We start from the raw sequence: 2,728 nt of genomic DNA, 5'->3' as shown, positions 1-2,728 counted from the left end.
TGTGGCCGCCGCCATTGTTATCGCGGGCCTCGCGGCCACCTTCCCGGTTCAGCGCGACCTCGGCCGGCGTACCTTCGATAACCGGCTGCGGGCCGGCGCCATGGTTGACCACCGGGATCTGGACGTCGGAAGCAGCGTTGCTGTTGTTGCCGCTATTGTCGAAATCGTCGCGGTCCTCATCGCCATCATCGTCGAAATCATCGCGATTCTGCTGCGTGTTCTGGATCGGCATCTGCGCCTGTGCGGCCGCGATGATGCGATTGTAATGCTCGGCGTGCTGGAGATAGTTCTCCGCCATGACCCGGTCGCCGGAGCTGTGTGAATCACGGGCAAGGGTGGCGTATTTTTCGGCGATCTGCTGAGCCGAACCGCGGATCTTCACGTCCGGGCCATTGCTCTCGTAGTTGCGCGTCAGGGGATTAGGCCCCTTGCGGTTGTTGTTGTTATTGTTGTTATTGTTACCACCGCCGCCGCCATTGTTGTTGCGACCGCGCATGCGCCTGTTCTGCTGTTGTGGCCTCATCAAACTCTCTTCATTTTGAAATTTTCGAAAAACTCTTCACGAACGGAGGCGCTCATGCAGCCAGCCGTTTCGTCTCTTCACCGGCGTTCGCCCGCATCGATTGCGTTGGCGCCACGTGTCATCCTGTTCCGGTTACATCACTTGCCGGACGATTCCCGCACGAAGCTTGGGCATCGTTTGCGCAAGAAGGCAGCTATTTCCAAGGAAAACCGAATCGCTAAGAGCACTGCCTGCTTCGTCTCATCCGGTTAAGGCGACCCTAGCCGCATTCCCCGGCATTGCCAAGCGCTTTTTTGCACTGCGTCAAGGCTTTATCCTTTCAAAGACAATAACCCTGTCGTTTCCACCGAGGTCACGGAAAACACTGCCCGGCACGTAGCCGGCTGCAGTGAATATCTCGCAGACCTCGTTGCGTTGCGTATGGCCGATCTCGACCGCAATTCTGCCTTCAATTTCCAAAAACCTTGCCGCTTCCGCAGCGATGGTTCTGTAGGGGTTCAGACCGTCCGCGCCGCCATCCAGGGCTAGGCGCGGGTCGAAATTGCGGACTTCGTCCTGCAGATTTCCAATGTCTTCGGAAGATATATAGGGAGGGTTTGCGACAATTACATGGTACCGGCCGGAAACTTTTTCGAACCAGTCCGACTGCAGCGCCGTGAACCGGCCCGCAAGACCAAGTTGCCCGGCATTGCGGGCCGCCGTCGCCAGCGCACCCGCGGACAGATCGACGCCGGTGGCATTAGCCGTCGGCACGACGCTGAGCAGCGCCAGCGCAATGGCGCCGGTGCCGGTGCCAAGATCGAGGATGCGACACTCGCCTTCCTGCGTCGCAACCGCCTTGACGAAGGGCAATATCGCCTCGACCAGCGTTTCGGTATCCGGCCGCGGTTCCAGCGTTTCCGGCGACAGCGCCAGGCGCAAACCGTAGAATTCACGATAGCCGAGGATGCGATGCACAGGTTCGCCGCCGGCGCGGCGTCTCAACGCGGCATCGATTTCGGCAACAGCGCCGGCGCCGACCCTGCGTTCGGGGTCCGCAATGGCTTGCGTGCGCGTCGTGCCCGAAAAATGCTCGACGATCAGCCTCGCATCGAGCGCCGGGTCGTCGACGGTGCTGCCGAGCCGAGCCCGCGCTTCCCGCAGCAGCGGCCCGAGCGCGTTGGGCAGGTCAGTCATCGATGCCGATGTCGGCGAGCAGCTTGGACTGATGATCGGCGATCAGCGCGTTGATGATCTCGTCGAGTTCGCCCATCATCACCCGGTCGAGCTTGTAGAGCGTCAAATTGATGCGATGGTCGGTGACGCGCCCTTGCGGGAAATTATAGGTGCGGATGCGTTCCGAGCGGTCACCGGAGCCGACCTGTGACTTGCGCGATTCGGAGCGCTCCTCGTCAGCCTTGCCGCGTTCGAGATCATAGAGGCGGGCGCGCAGGATCTGCATCGCCTTGGCGCGGTTCTGGTGCTGCGATTTCTCAGCCTGCACGACCATGATGCCGGTCGGCAGATGGGTGATGCGGACGGCCGAATCGGTGGTGTTGACGTGCTGGCCGCCCGAACCCGAGGCGCGCATCGTGTCGATGCGGATGTCTTCGGCCCTGATGTCGATGTCGACCTCTTCGGCCTCGGGCAGCACCGCGACGGTTGCCGCCGACGTGTGGATGCGCCCGCTGGCCTCGGTCGCCGGCACGCGCTGCACGCGATGCACGCCGGATTCGAATTTCAGATGCGCAAAGACGCCCTTGCCCGACACCGTGGCGATGATTTCCTTGTAGCCGCCGGCATCGCCATCGCTGGCCGAGGCGGTCTCGAAACGCCAGCCGCGTTCGGCGGCGTAGCGTTCGTACATGCGAAACAGGTCGCCGGCGAAAAGCGCGGCCTCATCGCCGCCGGTGCCGGCGCGGATTTCGAGAATGGCGTTCTTGTCGTCGGCGGCATCCCTGGGCAACAGCAGGATCTGAATGTCCTTCTGCAGCGCCTCGATGCGGTCCTCGACCCCTGGCAGCTCGGCCTCGGCCAGCGCCCGCATCTCGGCGTCGGTGCCCCTGTCGGCAAGCATGGCTTCGAGGTCGGCCTGTTCATGCTCGGCCGCGCGCAGCGCCCTGACCTTGGCCACCATGTCCTGGATTTCGGCATATTCGGACGCCATGCGCACATAGGCGTCCGGCGCCGGGCCGGCCGACATCTGCGCTTCGAGCATCTCGAAAC

The 2,728-nt window shown here is 62.5% G+C and carries 3 protein-coding genes; all 3 read right to left on the bottom strand.

Annotated features, from left to right (window positions below; translation table 11 throughout):
- The coding region (locus EN879_RS31235; protein ID WP_127274492.1) for a DUF4167 domain-containing protein at positions 1–523 on the bottom strand (523 nt) is incomplete at its 3' end.
- Positions 524–826: 303 nt separating this feature from the next.
- Positions 827–1,699, bottom strand: coding sequence for a peptide chain release factor N(5)-glutamine methyltransferase (prmC, locus tag EN879_RS31230; protein ID WP_063169067.1), 873 nt, complete (start codon positions 1,697–1,699; stop codon positions 827–829).
- Positions 1,692–2,728, bottom strand: a 1,037-nt coding sequence (gene prfA, locus EN879_RS31225; RefSeq protein WP_127274491.1) for a peptide chain release factor 1, incomplete at its 5' end; no start/stop codon positions are given. The genes prfA and prmC, both read right to left, overlap by 8 nt.

This window comes from Mesorhizobium sp. M7A.F.Ca.AU.002.02.1.1, from assembly GCF_003998535.1.
GTDB classification, from domain to species: domain Bacteria; phylum Pseudomonadota; class Alphaproteobacteria; order Rhizobiales; family Rhizobiaceae; genus Mesorhizobium; species Mesorhizobium ciceri.
Note: the sequence above shows the minus strand (reverse complement) of the source record. Positions and strands in the feature narration are given on the sequence as shown.